The sequence below is a fragment of the Streptomyces rugosispiralis genome (genome assembly GCF_024505145.1).
Lineage (GTDB): Bacteria > Actinomycetota > Actinomycetes > Streptomycetales > Streptomycetaceae > Streptomyces > Streptomyces rugosispiralis.
In genome coordinates this window covers 48,141-63,124 of the sequence record NZ_JANIAA010000040.1, presented here as the reverse complement: position 1 = coordinate 63,124, position 14,984 = coordinate 48,141, and the positions used below count along the sequence as shown (strand labels likewise).

General features: G+C 67.3%; 15 protein-coding genes and 3 pseudogenes. 7 read left to right on the top strand and 11 right to left on the bottom strand.

Annotated features, from left to right (window positions below):
- Nucleotides 1-293 precede the first annotated feature (293 nt).
- From NP777_RS37975 to NP777_RS37955, 5 genes and pseudogenes are all read right to left on the bottom strand, one after another.
- Nucleotides 294-1,115: a YbfB/YjiJ family MFS transporter gene (locus NP777_RS37975; protein WP_256654730.1), complete on the bottom strand. Its 822-nt coding sequence runs from the start codon at nt 1,113-1,115 to the stop codon at nt 294-296.
- 152 nt (nt 1,116-1,267) lie between these two features.
- Nucleotides 1,268-1,915: pseudogene (locus NP777_RS37970) on the bottom strand (integrase core domain-containing protein); the annotation flags it as partial.
- Between the two features lie 131 nt (nt 1,916-2,046).
- A complete protein-coding gene (locus tag NP777_RS37965; protein WP_256654729.1) occupies nt 2,047-2,748 on the bottom strand; it encodes a class I SAM-dependent methyltransferase in 702 nt (233 codons plus the stop codon).
- A gap of 220 nt (nt 2,749-2,968) precedes the next feature.
- Nucleotides 2,969-3,322 carry a hypothetical protein gene (locus tag NP777_RS37960; RefSeq protein WP_256654728.1) on the bottom strand — a complete coding sequence of 118 codons (354 nt, stop codon included), beginning with the start codon at nt 3,320-3,322 and terminating at the stop codon, nt 2,969-2,971.
- The gene (locus NP777_RS37955) at nt 3,319-3,588 is read right to left on the bottom strand and encodes a hypothetical protein (protein WP_256654727.1); all 270 of its coding nucleotides are present in this window, start codon (nt 3,586-3,588) and stop codon (nt 3,319-3,321) included. The genes NP777_RS37960 and NP777_RS37955 overlap by 4 nt, the downstream gene beginning before the upstream one ends.
- Before the next feature lie 177 nt (nt 3,589-3,765).
- On the opposite strand from NP777_RS37955, the gene NP777_RS37950 reads away from it, so the two are divergent.
- The 3 genes and pseudogenes from NP777_RS37950 to NP777_RS48300 all read left to right on the top strand — a co-directional run bounded on the left by NP777_RS37950 (nt 3,766) and on the right by NP777_RS48300 (nt 5,069).
- Complete coding sequence (locus tag NP777_RS37950; protein WP_256654726.1) at nt 3,766-4,170, top strand: amino acid permease; 405 nt, start codon at nt 3,766-3,768, stop codon at nt 4,168-4,170.
- Between the two features lie 25 nt (nt 4,171-4,195).
- Nucleotides 4,196-4,819 (top strand): annotated as a pseudogene (locus NP777_RS48305) (APC family permease); the annotation flags it as partial.
- Nucleotides 4,820-4,868: 49 nt separating this feature from the next.
- A complete protein-coding gene (locus NP777_RS48300) occupies nt 4,869-5,069 on the top strand; it encodes a hypothetical protein (RefSeq protein ID WP_256654762.1) in 201 nt (66 codons plus the stop codon).
- Nucleotides 5,070-5,404: 335 nt separating this feature from the next.
- Here the strand turns inward: NP777_RS48300 and NP777_RS37935 are convergent, their stop codons facing one another.
- The 6 genes from NP777_RS37935 to NP777_RS37910 form a co-directional block, all read right to left on the bottom strand.
- The gene (locus NP777_RS37935) at nt 5,405-5,665 is read right to left on the bottom strand and encodes a hypothetical protein (protein WP_256654725.1); all 261 of its coding nucleotides are present in this window, start codon (nt 5,663-5,665) and stop codon (nt 5,405-5,407) included.
- A gap of 62 nt (nt 5,666-5,727) precedes the next feature.
- Nucleotides 5,728-7,353, bottom strand: coding sequence for a hypothetical protein (locus tag NP777_RS37930; RefSeq protein WP_256654724.1), 1,626 nt, complete (start codon nt 7,351-7,353; stop codon nt 5,728-5,730).
- 5 nt (nt 7,354-7,358) lie between these two features.
- Entirely contained in the window at nt 7,359-8,195 is an 837-nt protein-coding gene (locus NP777_RS37925; protein ID WP_119986427.1) for a carbohydrate ABC transporter permease, read from the bottom strand.
- Complete coding sequence (locus NP777_RS37920; protein WP_256654723.1) at nt 8,192-9,181, bottom strand: carbohydrate ABC transporter permease; 990 nt, start codon at nt 9,179-9,181, stop codon at nt 8,192-8,194. The genes NP777_RS37925 and NP777_RS37920 overlap by 4 nt, the downstream gene beginning before the upstream one ends.
- A gap of 2 nt (nt 9,182-9,183) precedes the next feature.
- The gene (locus NP777_RS37915) at nt 9,184-10,485 is read right to left on the bottom strand and encodes an ABC transporter substrate-binding protein (protein ID WP_256654722.1); all 1,302 of its coding nucleotides are present in this window, start codon (nt 10,483-10,485) and stop codon (nt 9,184-9,186) included.
- Nucleotides 10,486-10,570: 85 nt separating this feature from the next.
- On the bottom strand, nt 10,571-11,815 hold the full coding sequence (locus tag NP777_RS37910; RefSeq protein WP_256654721.1) for an aminotransferase class V-fold PLP-dependent enzyme: 1,245 nt from the start codon (nt 11,813-11,815) through the stop codon (nt 10,571-10,573).
- Between the two features lie 238 nt (nt 11,816-12,053).
- Between NP777_RS37910 and NP777_RS37905 the strand changes: the two genes are divergently transcribed.
- The 4 genes and pseudogenes from NP777_RS37905 to NP777_RS37890 all read left to right on the top strand — a co-directional run bounded on the left by NP777_RS37905 (nt 12,054) and on the right by NP777_RS37890 (nt 14,862).
- Nucleotides 12,054-12,752, top strand: coding sequence for a FadR/GntR family transcriptional regulator (locus tag NP777_RS37905; RefSeq protein ID WP_256654720.1), 699 nt, complete (start codon nt 12,054-12,056; stop codon nt 12,750-12,752).
- A 242-nt stretch (nt 12,753-12,994) separates the two neighbouring features.
- Complete coding sequence (locus NP777_RS37900) at nt 12,995-14,083, top strand: integrase core domain-containing protein (protein WP_256654759.1); 1,089 nt, start codon at nt 12,995-12,997, stop codon at nt 14,081-14,083.
- Between the two features lie 10 nt (nt 14,084-14,093).
- Nucleotides 14,094-14,519: pseudogene (locus NP777_RS37895) on the top strand (hypothetical protein); the annotation flags it as partial.
- 16 nt (nt 14,520-14,535) lie between these two features.
- Complete coding sequence (locus NP777_RS37890) at nt 14,536-14,862, top strand: hypothetical protein (RefSeq protein ID WP_256654719.1); 327 nt, start codon at nt 14,536-14,538, stop codon at nt 14,860-14,862.
- Nucleotides 14,863-14,984 lie beyond the last annotated feature (122 nt).

The following is a 14,984-nucleotide window of genomic DNA, read 5'->3' as shown; positions in this document are numbered from 1 at the left end:
ATCCGTAGGGCGGGGCGCAGACATCGGCTTCTCCCTTCGCCAGGCGTCTCCCCCCGATGACCAACCGGACGCCACTGAGCTGCCTGCAAAGTATGCATGGAACGGGGAACCGGACGGCAGGGGCGTCGGGATATCCCGCCGGACCCTGCGCGCCGTCGTGGAAACCTCCAGCAGGCTGCTCGGCGGGGCTGGAGAGTGGCCACCAACGGCCGAGTGATCCGCATCAGCCCTGTGACGAGCGCTCCTGCGGCCCCCCGGAATGTCCGGGGCGCCGGGCGAGCGCCGGCAGAAGATCAGGTAGAGGTGGCGCCGAACAGGACGGCGGCGGCGAGGGCGGAGACGCTGCCGGCAAACAGGGCGGGCAGGGCGATGCCGATGGCCTGCAGTGACAGGGAGATCGTCAGCAGGGCCGGGCGGGAGGCGCGGCGGGCCAGGCGCATCCACAGGGCGCAGGAGGGGAGCGCGGCCAGGCCGACCACGATCCAGGAGCCGCTGCCGATCCAGCCGGGCGCACCTTGCTGCAGGGCGGCGACGAGGAAGGTGCCGGCGATGATGTAGCCGATGCCTTCCAGGAGGTAGCTGGCCAGCAGGGCGGTGAACCAGCGCCGGGTGCGCGGCCGTTCGGCCGGTCCCGTGGCGGCGCCAGCCGCGGCGCATGGCGCAAGGCCCCAGGCGGCGGCACTCAGCAGCACGGTGAGCGCGGCGCACGCGGCCCAGGCCAGCTGCCAGGAGCCGGCCTGCTGCACCGCCACCACGGTCAGCCCGGACAGGGCGATGCCCGCGCCGACGCCGCCGAAGACCCAGCCGGTCATGTGCTCGGCATGCGCGGCGAGGGACGCCAGCATGGCGCTCGTCGCGATCATGAAGACCAGGGCGCTGGCCGCGCCCGCCGCCATCCGCAGCACCCACCAGGCGCCGCCCTCGTGAGTCAGCGGCATCAGGGCCAGGGATGCGGCCGGCACCAGCAGTCCGGTCCGCAGGGCGGCCGCCGAGCGCAGCAGCCCGGGGGCGGCGATGCCGATCAGGGCGCCGGCCAGGTAGCCGATGTAGTTGGCGATGGCCGGCGACGCCCCCAGACTGTCCGACGTCCCGGCCTGGGCATGCATCAGCGGCATGATCGGGGTGTAGGCGAAGCGGCCCACCCTGTGCCGCTCGAAAAGTCATCGCTGCATGTCATGCCGCGTATCTGTACTCGTTGATGAGGCCGCCGAGGATCCGGGTGCGTAGGACTACGCCGGTGCTGAGGCCATGCGCCGCGGCGGGTTGTAGTCGGGCGGGCGGTGACCCCGGTGATGTGCAGCCGCCGGGTGCCGTGCTCGAGGAACACCAGCGCGTACAACCGCCTGCCGAGGGCGGTGTCGATGTGAAAGAAGTCCGCTGCGATGATGCCCGCGGCTTGCGCGGTCAGGAACTCGCGCCAGGTGGGGCCTGAGCGACGTGGCGCGGGGTCGATACCGGCCGCGTTGAGGATCTCCCACACCGTCGAGGCGGCGATGCGATACCCGAGTTGGGCAAGTTCCCCTTGGCTCCGCCGGTGCCCCCACGTGGGATTCTCCCTCGCCGGCCGCAGGACGAGTTTCTTGATCGCTGCCGGGGTGGGTGGGCGGCCGGTGCCCCGGCGCGCGGTGTAGTCCCACTTTGCGGCGATGAATCTGCGGTGCCAGGCAAACAGGGTGCCGGGGGTGACAGGGAAGATCTTGAGCCAGTGGCGCTGGGGTATCAGCCCGGACAGGGCGGCGAACCAGAACCGGTCGGCGGGCTCATAACGGACCGGTCCGGCCAACTGGCGGCGCAGGACCGCGTTCTCGTGCCGCAGCACCAGAAGTTCCGCATCCTTCGCCGTCCCGCGACGGAGGAGCGCCGATGGAACGGTCAGCAGCTTCCGGGTCACCTTGTGCGGCAAGGACACGATCACGGAGGACATGATCCCAGCGGGCTGACCGCATCCAGCTCACCTGCGGCGATGACTTTTCGAGCGGCACAGGGTCCCGCTGCAGTGCTCAGGCTCCCTGACCGGCACGGACGAGGTTTCTGGCACGTACAGGGTCAGAACGCGCGAAAGTCCTCGAAAAAAGGTTCGAACGAGGGGGCGGGTAAGCGATATGCCTTGCACCGGGCCCCCTGTTTACCATGAGGTCCGACGCCGATCGTCTCGCCGGAGAAGGCGTCGGGGATCACCGTCCATCCCAGGTTCCGCTCGTAGTACTGCCCGGCCGTGTGCACAGACGGCCACCAGTCGTCGTCGATGACAATCAGGCCACCGGGGCGGACGATCTTGCGCAAGTAATAGAGATCGACGAAGACTTCGTGGAACCGGTGACTGCCATCCACGAATGCCGCGTCGGCGACGAAGCCTTCGGTGAGGAGCCTCGGGAGCGCGATCGACGAAGGAGCGAGCATGAGCGTCGCGATCGAGTCCAGCCCCGCAGAGCGCAGCAGATCCCAGCCGGCGTTGGAGTACTCGCGGTCTTGAAACGGGTCGATGATGACGTGTCGGGGGAGCGGACGGTTGACGGTCGCCAGGGCCTCACCGATGGCGAGCGCAGAGCTGGCGTAGGCGAGACCGACCTCGACAACCTTCTCGGCCCCTTCGGAGACCATCAGATCGCGCAGCTGGTCGCAATACTTCTCGGGCACCGTGACGGTCTCGAAGTCTCCCTCTTGGTCTCGCGTCCGCGGCGGCCCCTCCTGCGCGAGTCGGCGACGCACCTCGCGCACCCGCGTCGCACGGTCATCCGTGTACGTCATGTCGGCTACTCCTCGGCGGTAAGGCAGCACCTCACCCTCACCATAGGAGGGGAGACGAACCTGCGGGCATTCGTCTCGGGAAACTGCGGTGACGACAGGGTCATGCGGCCCTGTCCTTGCCGAACACCTCATCCGCGCAATTCGTACAGCTTCGGCAGGCGTCGCGAGTCGCCCACGGAGGGACCCGTGGCTGAATGCTCAACGGCGAACTCACGGTCTCTCAGGCGCTGGTGTTGCTGAGGTCCTGGATGCGGGCTTGTATCAGGGGGAGGACCTCGGCGGTGGCTCGTTCGACGGAGGCGGCGAGCACTTCCGCGTTGAGCTTGCGGTGCGGCAGGTGAGCGAGTTTGTCGCGCAGCGCGATGGGGCCGCTGTATGCCTGTGTGACAAGGCCGTGAGATGCCTGTTTCAGCATTTCGCCGAAGGTGAGCATGCAATAGGCCAGGGCGAGGAGGCCTTGGTCGCCTGGTTTCGGTGTTCCATTGCGGATGGTTGAGCGAGCCTGGTCGAGTGCTGCCATTGCGTCGGTCGGGCGAAGCGGTTCCTGGCGCTCCCGGTCGGCGCGTGTGGTCACGCTGCCCCGCGCAGATCGTTCAGAGGTTCGGTTTCGTCGATGTCCACGCCGGGGCCTCGGGGGACGACCTCCACGAGGGCGCCGAGGATGGTGGACAGATCTGTTTCGAAGCTGGTGATGTCGAAATAAGAGCGGTCGGCGTCCAGGGTTGCCACGAGTTCCCTGGGTTCGGTGCTGAGCGCGAAGGAGTGCAAGCCGTGCTGACGCCCGAGCTGGCGGATGGTCGCGGCATTGGCGCGGAGCTTCGCGGCGGTGGCTGGCCTCATAGCTCATCCTCCTTCGTGATCTCGGGTACCAGGGCCGACAGCGGCCAGAATATAGGAGTGTGCTGGCGGTATGGGCGTTCTCTGGGGTGGTGACTGACGACTTCGCGCTCCTGCCTGGTATAGCCGTTTACGGCCCCCGACGGACTGCGGCAGAGCGGTACGGATCGTTGCGGAGAGTTGCCACGCCGCTGGGGGGCAAGGGGTCGCAGGTTCAAATCCTGTCGTCCCGACCAGCATCATTGCAGGTCGGAGGCCGTTTTCGCGGGTAGCGGGGGCGGCCTTAGCCGTTGCCGGGCAGGGAGCGAGTGCGAGCCCTCTGGGAGCCCTCGTGCTCCCAACTCGCAGACGTGTCAACGGTGCCTCTTCGCGGTCGGACTGTCCACCGGCGGCGGACCGTCCATCTTCTGGATAGCCATCGTCGGCCTCGGGCAGTTCCTGGTGGCCCTGGTCTTCGGCGAGGTCGTCTCGCAGTTCCCGCTCGCAGGCGGCCTCTACCAGTGGGTCCGGCGGCTGTGGAACGGGCGCTACGCCTGGTTCACCGCGTGGACCTACATATGCTGCATCACCATCGGCATCACTTAGCACGGCGCTGTTCAGCTCTGACTTCGTGGCCAGTCTCTTCGTCGGCACCGCCGACCGGCCGGGGGTCACCTCGACGCCCGGCCGGCGTCTGCTCATCGCGGTCGCCATCACGGCCGTCTGTCTGGTGCTCAACAGCTTCGGCACCCGGACACTGGCCCTGATCTCGAAGATCGGTCTCGCCGCGGAACTGATCGGCATCATCCTCGTGGGCCTCTACCTGCTCGTCTTCGAGCGGCACAACTCCCTTTCGATGTTCTTCGACAGCGGCGGTATCGACCACAACGGGAGCTACTTCGGGGCGTTCATGGCCGCATCGCTCGTCGGCCTCTTCCTCTACTACGGATTCGAGGCATGCGGCGAGGTCGCCGAGGAGGTGCCTGACCCCGCGCGCAGCATCCCCCGCGCCATGCAGCTGACCGTGGTCGTCGGAGGGCTGGCGGCGATCTTCGCGTTCGTCGGCTACGCGCTCGCCGCACCGGACCTGCCGTCGATCCTCGCGGGGAAGGACGCCAACCCCATCCCCGCGATCCTCCAGAATTCGATCGGGACCGTCGGCACCAAGCTGGTGCTGGTCGTCACCCTCACCTCCTTCCTCGCCGGCGTGATGAGCCAGCAGGCCGCAGCGAGCCGTATCGTGTTCTCCTTCGCCCGCGACGACATGTTCCCCGGCGCCCACCTACGGCATCGAATCGTGGAAGGTGTCGGACGCCGACTCCCTGGAGGGGACGCTGTGCAAGGCCGTCCAGTCGGGCGAGCCCGCGCTGGTGGAGATCCCGACAGACCGCGACGCCGCCGGTCCCTGGGTCCCCGGCTGGTGGGACTTCCCAGTTCCGGAGTACATCACGGACGAACGGCAGGAGGAGTACCAGCGCACTCGGTCCACCGAGCAGCACCTCTGAGCATCCCTTCCGAACCCGCGGCCGCTGCGTCCTCAGCGGTCGCGGGATTCCGCGCGCACAAGCACTCTCGGCCAGCGAGGACGTTCCCAGGCGGTGGAGGTGTTTGACGGTACACGCGGCTACGAGGCTATGAGGCTTTGAGAGATGACGACGCGGAGGGCGGCTCTACCTTCTTGATCGGGTTGACCGAGCCATTCGTAGGCTCCTACCTTCTTGACCGGCCTTCTTGACCGGGTTGATCAAGGCCACTTGCAGGGTCTGGAGGCCCAGAGACACCGGGTATGGCTCTCGTAGGGTTGCCCTCGATGGCTCCCCCAACCTGGCCGCCCGGTGTCTCACGTCGCGGTGTGGTCGCAGCCAGGCAGGCCAAGGGCGGCGACTGGTGTCGTGGTCGGCTTGGTGGGTGCGGTGGCTGTAGATGTGGGCGGTGGTTCTCGCAGTCCGTCAAATAGAAAGCGGCCGACCTCGACGGCGTTGGCTTGCAACTCGTGCGAATCGATGAAGTCAAGTACGGCGTTGCCTGTGGCCATCGCGATCGGGTTGCCACGAGAGGTCGATATCGAATTCGCGGTGAGACAGTTCATCAGGTCGTCCACCCGTCCGGCGGTGTCGCGAATCCACCCGCGCCTGACCAATGGCCAGGGCCGTCTACCGCTGTCTAGAGCGGAAGCGGCGGCCACGCACCCCAGGGCTGGGACCACGTGTACGTGCGTTCCGCGTTGTCCGTCCGCCAGCGGCGCGGGGCCGTGGTCCCGAGCCAGTCCAGCGGTTCGACGCCGCCGGGCGATCCGCCGTCCAGCGCGAGCCGGACGGCCGCGCCGAGGTCGGCATCGGTCTGCGGGGTACGGGCGGCCGGGGCGACGGAGACGAACAGCGCGGTGCCGGAACGGGCCACCAGGTCCAGGAACTGACGGTTCAGCCGCCACTCGGTGGCCGGGGTACAGGGCACGCAGTCGGCATCCACCGCGTAGAAGCGGCTGTGCTGGGCCAGCCGGAAGGCGAGGGTGTTGATGCCCATCCGTCGGGTGCGCTCCCAGTGACGGCCCGAGGTGTCGTCACCGGTTCGCTGCACCTGCACCAGACCTGCCGCCAGATGCCCGACGGTGTTGCAGCCAAGCACCACGGCGTCCCCGGCCGCCTCGGCGATGGTCCGGTAGAGGCCCACCAGCACTTCGGCGGTGGTGCGGGTGCGGTCGGCGAGCCGCCATCCGGCACCGGCCATTTCGTGCGGTGTGTCCGGGTGGAAGCGGCCGAAGACGTCGTACGTGCTGAAGTCGTGCTTGATCAGCTCGAAACCCCAGGAGCGGAAGCGGGCGACATCGGCGGCGACGATCGCCAGCGTCGCGTCCAGCGACGGGTCCAGGGGGATCCGGCCGGGAGCGCCGGTGTCCGTGCGCATCCCCTCCGTCGGCACCCGGGACAGCAGCGGCCGGAACCACAGGCCTGGCCGGGCGCCACGGTCGGCGATGCCCGCGGCCAGGCCCGCCATGTCGTCGAACAGCCCGCGCAGGCCGGTGTCCCACGGCCCTCCCGGGGCGCTTCCCCCGCCCTCCGTCCAACCGTCGTCGACGACACAGAACGGCCGCACTGGATGGTCCCCGGCGAACTCGGCGATGGTGGCCGCGTCGCGCAGTACGGCGTCCGGGCCGAAGTCCTGGCCGTAGGCGTAGTACCAGTTGTTGCAGCCGACCACCGGCTGCGCGGGCAGCAGCGGATCGGGGGACATGGCGGCGCACAGCTCCTGGAGCGCCGCGTACGGGGTGGTGTCCGCACCCGTCGCCACCCCGACCACCGTGGCGGCGGCGATCTCCCGGTCGCCCGGCAGCACAGGCAGGCCGCCGGAGCGTACGTCCAGCCACAGCGTGGTGCCGTCCTCGTCCACCGTCCAGCAGCACAGCGCCCCGGCGCGGGTCCGCACGCCCAGCCCGGCACTGGTGCCGGTGGCCGGGCCGGTGCCCAGCCAGTACCAGGGCAGGGGGCGTTCCGGCTGGACGCTGCGCCACTGCAACTCGCCGTACGAGCGCTCCCACGCATCGCCGAGCACCAGGGCGGGGCGGTGGCCGCCGGGGTGGTGGCGCCAGCGCAGCGCCACCGTCGACAGGCCCTCCGGACCCGGCGCGGCGAGCGTCAGCCGCAGGGCGCCGTACGGATCGTGTCGCGCCGTCACCTCGGCGCCGGGCACGGTCCAGCGGCCCGTCCCCGCCGGTGCGGCGGTGCGCGGGTCACCGGACGGACCGGTGAGCACATGGACGGAGTCGGGCAGCGGAACGGCGATCGTGGCCATCGCCCTCACCCCTTCACGGCGCCGGAGGTGAGCCCCTGCACGATGTGGCGGCTCGCGAAGGCGAAGAGCACCATGGTCGGCAGGATCGTGAACACGGCCGCAGCCGACATCGAGCCCCAGTCGATGTTGAAGCTGGAGATGAATCCGTTGAGGGCCGTGGGGACGGTCTTGTTGGCGTCGCTGTTCATCAGGGTCACCGACAGGAACAGCTCGTTCCAGCAGTTGACGAAGTTGAAGATGAACGCCGCCACGATCCCCGGACGCATCACCGGGAGCAGTACGCGGAACAGCGCCGAGAACCGGGAGAGGCCGTCGATCATCGCTGCCTCCTCCAGCGCGTCGGGGATGTTCTCGAAGAAGCCGCGGAGCATCACTGTGCAGAAGGGGATGCACACGGCGATGTAGACGAGGATGAGCCCGAGCCGGTTGTCGACCAGCTTCAGGTCGGTCATCAGCAGATACAGCGGGCCCAGCGCGATGAAGGCCGGGATCATCTGGGTGACCAGGGCGGCCGTCAGCAGCGCGGACTTGGTGCGGAACTCGAAGCGCGCCAGCACATACGCCGACAGCATCGAGATGGCGGTGGCGACCGCGCCCGCGACGGTCGCGACGATGAGGCTGTTGGTGAGATAGGTCCCGAAGTCGGCCTTGTTGAACAGCTGGCGGTAGTTCTCCAGCGAGAAGTGCTCGGGCCAGTAGGCGAGGGGGAAGGAGAAGATGTCGCCCGGCGCCTTCAGCGAGGTGATGAGGATCCAGTACAGCGGGAAGACGGTGAAGGCCAGCCACAGCACCAGGAAGACGATCCGGACGGCCCGGCCGGCCGCGGTCTCTTTGCCGATCACGACCTCACCTCTCGCTTCTCGCGCGTGGCCAGCAGGAAGAACACCGTGAACAGCAGCAGCCCCGCGATCACGAGGAGACCGAGCGCCGACGCCTTGCCGTAGTCGCCCTGCTGAGTGATCTTGATCATCCAGGTGGTCACGATGTGCGTCTCGTTGTTCGGCCCGCCACCGGTCATCCCGAAGATCAGATCGGGGAAGTTGAAGATCCAGATGACCCGCAGCAGCACCGTGAGCACCAGCGTGACCCGGATATAGGGGATGGTGATCTGGAAGAGCGTGCGCGCCTTCCCGGCCCCGTCCAGCGCCGCGGCCTCGTACAGTTCGTCGGGGACCGACTGGAGCGCGGCCAGGATCATGATGGCGAAGAAGGTGACGCCGTACCAGGTGTTGGCGATCAGCACGGCGATCATCGCCTTGTGCGGATCGGCCAGCCACGCCACCGGCTCGTCGATCAGCCCCGCCTTCTGGAGCAGGTCGTTCACGACGCCGAACTCGCTGTTGAACATCCAGCGGAACAGGATGCCGATGAGGAACCCGGAGATCGCCCAGGGGAAGAAGATCAGCGCCTGGTAGACGCCGCGGAAGCGGAACCGGCGGCGCAGCCACAGGGCGAGCGCGAAACCGATCACGAGCTGGGGCACGATCGATCCGATGACCCAGGCGCCCGTATTGCCCAGCACAGTGCCCCAGTTGGGGTCGGCGAAGACACGGTGGAAGTTGTCCAGGCCCACCCAGGAGGTGTCGGTGAGATCGTTCAGATCCCAGTGGCGGAAGGCCATCTGGCTGCCCGCGATCATGGGGTAGTACGTGAACACCGCCACGAAGATCGCGGCAGGCGCCATGAAGGCGGCGATGAGCAGGCCCCGGCGGGTCGTGAACTCCCGCTTCCGGCCGCCCCGCGGCCCGTTCCGGGCCCGCGGGGCGGCTTGCTTCCGGACGGGGCGCGAAGTCTTCGGCCCGGTCGTCGTTGCGGACGTGGCGGGCATCCCTACTTCTCCTGCTCCCACTTCTTGGTCCAGTACGCGTCCCAGCCCGTCAGCAGTTCCTTGGGCGACATCTTGCCGATCACCATCTTCTGCACGTCGGCGTCGGACTTCTGTTCCCACTCGCTCCACCAGGTCACGCCGCGCGGCTGGCTGACGTTGAGATAGGTGTCGGGGTGCTCGGTCATGGTGACGTAGGACGACCACGGGCCGGTCTTGTAGAACGGGTCCTCGGTCGCCGACTTGAGGATCGGCACCAGGCTGTTCTTCTTGGTGAAGTCCGTCGACGCCTTGCCCTGGGACAGGAACTTGATCAGCTTGACGGTCTCGGCCTTGTGCTTGCTGCCCTTCGCGATGCCCCAACCGGCGGTGGCCAGCGGCTGGACGGTCTTCCCGCTGGGCCCGGCCACCAGCGGAGCGGTGTCCCACTGCTCCTTCGAGATCGACTTGGACTCGGAGACCGTGGCGATGACTTCCGGATCCTGGAGCAGGAAGGCCGTGGAGCCGTTGGAGAACGCCTCGACCATCTCCGGATAGCCCCAGGACACGGACGACTTGGGCGATGCCTTCTTGAAGAGTGTGAGGTAGGTCTTGAGGGCGTCCAGGGCCTCGGGCGCGGAGAAGATCGTGCGCCCGTTCTTCAGCTTGTAGCCGTTGGCGAGGTCGACCTTGTCGGCCACGTACGCCTCGATGATGGCGGTGACGTTGCTGTTGGCGTTGGCCCCGCCGCGGAACGCGTAGCCGTAGCGGCGCTTCGCCGGGTCGTTGATGGCCGACGCCTGCTTCAGCAGCTGGTCCCAGGAGGCCGGGGGCTTGCTGAACCCGGCGTCCTTGATCAGGTCCTTGCGGTAGAAGAGGCTTAGCCCGTAGAAGCCGTAGGGGACGAAGAAGGTACGGCCCTTGGCGTCCTCGGACGCCTTGGCGGCGTTCTCCGTCATGGCGTTCCAGCCCTGCCAGCCCTTGAGGTCCTTCTCCATGTCGTACAGCCAGCCGTTGTTCGACCACGGGCCGACCGTGATGTCCCGTACCTCGAGCGCGTCCACGCCGCTGCCGGACTGGAGCATCTGCTGGATCTTCTGATCGGCCTGTTCGGTGGGCGGCGAGATCAGGTTGACCTTGATCTTGGGGTTCTGCTTCTCGAAGTCGGCTATGAGCCCCTTGAGCAGATCGGTGCGGGCGGGGTTGGTCAGGCTCTCGACCATGTTGAGCGTGACCGTGCCGTTCGCGTTCGAACTCATGGCGGAACAGCCGGTCAGGACCATCGCTGCGGCGGTGCCGAGGGCGAGGGCTGCCGTCCTTCTCCTCATCGTGCTGACCTCTTTCTTGGGTGCGGGCCGCGCTCGGAGCGGCTTGGGGAGTCGAGGGTGGGGAGGGGAGTACGGTGTCGTGCCGCTATGGCGCGCCGTGCCGCCCGCGAACCGCGCGGGCCCACTCAGCCAGGACGGGGACGCAGGTCTCGGCGAAGTACTCGTAGTCGGCGGCGGTGTTGTAGACGTGGGCGGACACCCGCAGATAGCCGATGCCGCCGAAGCTGGTGAAGGCCGCCTCGACACCCAGCTCCCCGGCGACCCGGTCGCGCAGCGCGTCGGCCTCGACCCGGGTGGCGCCGAGCCCCTCGGGCAGCCGCACCAGACGCATCCCGGGGACCGGCATGCCGACGTCGACGCTGCTGTCGGCGCCGGTCAGCTCGGTGAACGCGGCACCGATGACCTGCGCGGCGTAACCGGCCAGGTGGTCCATATAGCGGCGGGCGCGCCTCCAGCCCCAGGTGTGCTCGATGAAGCCGAACGCCGTCGGTGCCGCCAGATAGCAGGTGGCATCCACCGTGCCCTGCTGGTCGAAGCGGTCGGGGTACGGGTCCTCTGCACCCCATGAGTCGATCGGTGGGTAGAGCCGCTCACGCAGCGGACCACGGGCGACGAGCGCCGCGGTGCCCCGGGGCGCGCATCCCCACTTGTGCAGGTTTCCGACCCAGAAATCACAGGTCAGCCCCGAGAGCGGGGCGGGGAGCAGACCAGGTGCGTGCGCACCGTCCACGAGCAGCGGGATCCCGCGCCGCCGAGCCTCCGCGCCGATCCGCTCCACCGGCAGCCGGCGGGCGGTCGCCGAGGTGATCTGGTCCACCACGATGAGGTCCGTCGCCTCGGACAGTTCGGCGAACACGGCCTCGCACGCTTGCTCCTCATCTGCGTCGAGGGGTACCCGCGCGGTGCGGACCCCGCCATCCCAGCGGTCGCGCGCCAGCCGCTCGGCGCCCATGGTCACGGCGCCGTAACCGTGGTCGGTGACGACGATCTCCCCGCCGCGGCGGCGGTCGAGGGCGGCGTACACGGTGCTGATGCCCGCGCTCGCGTTCGGCACCAGGGCCAGGTCGTCGGCGGCCACCGCCAAGAAGTCGGCGATCTCGACCCTGGTGTCGGCGATCCGCTGAGGCAGCGCCGGGAACCACACCACCGGGGAGCGCTCCATCTCCACCCGCAGCTGGTTCTGCCGCTCCTGTGCCACCAGGGGAACCGCGCCGAAGGAACCGTGGTTCAGGTGTCTCATGGCGGGGTCCAGCGTCCACGCCTGGTCGGCGGGACGGCTGTCGGCCAGCAACAGGGGGCGTGGCGCCACGATGACATCGGTCTCGCTCACATGAGTCCTGATCTGCCGGGGTCCGGGTGTTCCGAGGGGCGTCAGAAACGAGAGATCTGATCGCGACCAGAACACGTATGATGACTCGGCATCCTGCATGACGGATCCCATGCAATCAAGGGGTGCAGCAGCGCGGATCATCAGATGACTTCCGATCGATACCTCTGACATATCTGATGAGTCGGTACAGTGCGGCGAAGGGCGCGGGACCGCGCCCCGCCCGTTCGGGAGGAATCGGATGTCCGCAGTCGACAAGGCGTTCCACGGCCTACGCCACATGATCGCCACCGGGCGCCTCAGCGCCGGAGGGCGTATTCCGCCCGAGGGCGAGCTGTGCGAGGAACTCGGCGTGTCCCGGGGGTCGTTGCGCGAGGCCGTACGGATGCTCGCGGCCCTGGGGGTGATCGAGCCGCGGCACGGCTCCGGTACTTATGTCTCCCAGCTCAGGCCGGAGGACATCATAGGTAGCCTGTCGCTCACCCTGGAACTGCTTCCGCTCTCCGGTCTGCTGGAGGTGTACGAGATCCGGCGTGTCCTGGAGTCCCACGTCGCGGCGCAGGCTGCGGCCCGCAGTACCCCGGAGACGGTGCGGGAACTCTTCGCGCTCATCGAGGCCATGGACGCCACCGACGACCCCACCGAGGCATCGGACCTCGACCACCGCTTCCATGCCGAGATCGCCACCGCGGCCGGAAACCCCGCCCTCGGCTCCCTGCTCTCGGTCTTCCGCGCCCGCTCCCGCAAGTACCAGATCTTCACCCTCCCCGAGGGCGAGCAGATGCGGCGCAAGAGCGACGAGGATCACCGCGTGCTGGCCACCGCGATCGCCGACCGCGATCCGCGCGCCGCCGCCGGAGCGGCCGAGGCCCATGTCGCCCAGACGGAGCGATGGCTGCGCGCCCTCATGCCGCCCATGGAGGAGGTCTCCCCGGCCTGACGCGTTGCGTTGCGTTTGACGCGTCAGACCATTGCGCGTTCGCAATGCGCCTGTGGGTGTTCGAGACTTTAGGAACACGCGGTCCTGAATGCCCCGCTACGTATGTCGCGTCCCTGATGGATAGCTGGCGCCGTATGTCGATCTGTGGAAAGTTCATGCCTGTCCCGCTCGGAAACACGATTCTGGGCGTGACCTGCAAGCTTCTCCGCCAGAGCGCGCACAGCATCTGGGACGATCCTTCGATGGTGCTGTCGATCGTCACCGCGCTGGCCAGGAACCTGGTCATGGTGCCCACCGCTGTGCTGCGCAGACGCGTGGCCAAGGACGCGGAGGTGTTGGCGCTCCGGCATGAGAATGCAGTGCTGCGCCGTCAGACCGCGCGGGTCAGGTACGAGCCAGCCGACCGGATCTGGCGGGCCGTGCTGTCGCGCCTGGTCCCTCGCGATCGCTGGCGTGAGGTCTTTGCGGTCACCCCGACAACGCTGTTGCGCTGGCACCAGGAACTCGTCAAGCACAAATGGACGTTCACCCGGCACCGCCGCCGCCCCGGCCGACCACCCACCGCGCCGACCGTCAAGCAGCTCAGCCTGCGCTTGGCCCGCGAAAACAGCAACTGGGGTCACCGCCGAATACAGGGCGAACTCGCCCGCCTCGGCTGCTCGATCGCCCCATCCACCGTCTGGGAGATCCTGAACGCTGCCGGCATCGACCCTGCCCCTCAACGCTCCGGCCCCACTTGGCGCCAGTTCCTCTCCGCCCAGGCCCACGGCATCATCGCCACCGACTTCCTGCACCTCGACACCGTGTCACTCAAGCGCCTGTACGCCCTGATCTTCATAGAACACGGCACCCGACGCGTTCACCTCGCCGGCGTTACCGCCCACCCCACCGCCGAGTGGACCACGCGGCAGGCGAGGAATCTCGCCATGACATTGGGCTGCCGGATGGACTCACTGCGCTTCCTCCTCCGGGACCGGGACTCGAAGTACACCCGGTCCATCGACACCGTCTTCGAGGCAGACGACGTGGAGGTCCTGCTCAGCCCACCCCGGGCACCGAGAGCGAACGCAATCTGCGAAAGAGCCGTGGGCACCCTCCGCCGCGAGATCCTCGACCGAATCCTGATCTACGACGAGGCCCACGCCCAAGCAGTGCTCACCGCCTACATCAGGCACTACAACCAGCACCGCCCCCACCAGTCCCGACAGCAACTACCCCCAGGCAGCACCGAACCACCTGCTCCGGTCACTGTCACCGACCTCCAGGCCCATCGCATTCGGCGACAACCCGTTTTCGGCGGCCTGATAAACGAATACCGACACGCTGCCTGACCGCACGCGCCACTTCACGAAGCTGCAACGCACCTACGACCTCACAGTCAGCAGAATCCACACGTACTATGTGCTGGCGGGGGCTACGCCGGTCCTGGTTCACAACAGCAACTGCGGCATTCGCCCACATGACAAAGCCCGTGGCGCTGCCGGTGTCGATGAAATGACGGAGACGTTTGAGAAATTCTACAACAAGTCTGATATCTACAGCGAAAGCTACGGGAATGGACTTGATTTGTGGACCCCTTACGGTAGGCGTCAAATGGATATCGCAGTCAGGAACTCAGACGGAAACATTCACCTTTATGAGGTGAAGGTGAATAAATCGAATTACACCAGGGGTCAGCGAAGGAAGGATGAATGGCTAGCGAAGACGTACGGGTTTGAAACCTCGGTCGTCCAGCGCGGTACAGAGTGTCCAATCTGCAACCCCTAACCTGAGAGGATGGCCTGTGAGTAGCGACTTCGCCTTCTGGAAGCGCTCTGCCGGGGACCCTGATGAGGAAGTCTTCGACAACCTTGCCGAGGGCGACACCAGTGACCTTGTCGTGAGCCCTGATGTATTGCGGTTCCGGGAGGAGTTGCTGACTAGGTGGCCAGATGTTGACGACGTTCTGGAGCCATCCAGATTTGACCTGGAAGAGGAACCGGATGACGCCGGAAAGTACGTCCTCCTGACCCTCTCGGTTCGCCAACTGGATTATCTCCCTGAGATTCTTGACATGGCGAAGAAGAACGGCCTCGTCGGATTCAGCGGAGTGGCGGGCGAGCCGATTTAGGCTTCCGATTCACTACGCATCCAAGCGCAAAGATGCGGCCCCTGTCGGTGTCGCCTATAGGGGCCGTTCCGCGGCTTGACGGCAGTAGATGACGGCAACGGCGGCGGACACCTGGTATCCGC

Coding starts and splice junctions, on each gene's coding strand:
- NP777_RS37900 (WP_256654759.1), top strand. CDS start 12,995: ATGGTGCTGTCGATCGTCACCGCGCTGGCCAGGAACCTGGTCATGGTG.
- NP777_RS37915 (WP_256654722.1), bottom strand. CDS start 10,485: ATGAGGAGAAGGACGGCAGCCCTCGCCCTCGGCACCGCCGCAGCGATG.
- NP777_RS37975 (WP_256654730.1), bottom strand. CDS start 1,115: ATGCCGCTGATGCATGCCCAGGCCGGGACGTCGGACAGTCTGGGGGCG.
- NP777_RS37965 (WP_256654729.1), bottom strand. CDS start 2,748: ATGACGTACACGGATGACCGTGCGACGCGGGTGCGCGAGGTGCGTCGC.
- NP777_RS37955 (WP_256654727.1), bottom strand. CDS start 3,588: ATGAGGCCAGCCACCGCCGCGAAGCTCCGCGCCAATGCCGCGACCATC.
- NP777_RS37920 (WP_256654723.1), bottom strand. CDS start 9,181: ATGCCCGCCACGTCCGCAACGACGACCGGGCCGAAGACTTCGCGCCCC.
- NP777_RS37905 (WP_256654720.1), top strand. CDS start 12,054: ATGTCCGCAGTCGACAAGGCGTTCCACGGCCTACGCCACATGATCGCC.
- NP777_RS37930 (WP_256654724.1), bottom strand. CDS start 7,353: ATGGCCACGATCGCCGTTCCGCTGCCCGACTCCGTCCATGTGCTCACC.